Here is a 274-nt window from a genome sequence, read left to right on the forward strand (position 1 = left end):
GTTGCTGGCTGCCGGTTGCGTCATTGTCGAAGGAAGCGGCTCGCGCGTGCGGTTCGAAAAGGACGGCAAACTGGCTTTCTTCCATCGCCCGCATCCGGAAAAGGAAGCCAAGCGCTACCAAGTGAGGGATGCCAGGCGCTTCCTGCGGTCTTTGGGAGTTGAGCCATGAATGTGATGAGTTACAAGGGTTATGCTGCGCGCATCGAATTCGATGCCGAAGATGAAATCTTCTTCGGCAATATCGCCGGAATTTCCGATGTCATCGGCTTCCATG

Annotated in this window: 1 protein-coding gene; it reads left to right on the top strand. The window is 55.1% G+C overall.

Annotated features, from left to right (window positions below):
• Position 1 precedes the first annotated feature (1 nt).
• Positions 2-169: a type II toxin-antitoxin system HicA family toxin gene (locus tag SB679_RS24135; RefSeq protein WP_410704771.1), complete on the top strand. Its 168-nt coding sequence runs from the start codon at positions 2-4 to the stop codon at positions 167-169.
• Positions 170-274 lie beyond the last annotated feature (105 nt).

This window comes from Chryseobacterium sp. SIMBA_029 (genome assembly GCF_046535275.1).
In the GTDB taxonomy this organism is placed as follows: domain Bacteria; phylum Bacteroidota; class Bacteroidia; order Flavobacteriales; family Weeksellaceae; genus Chryseobacterium.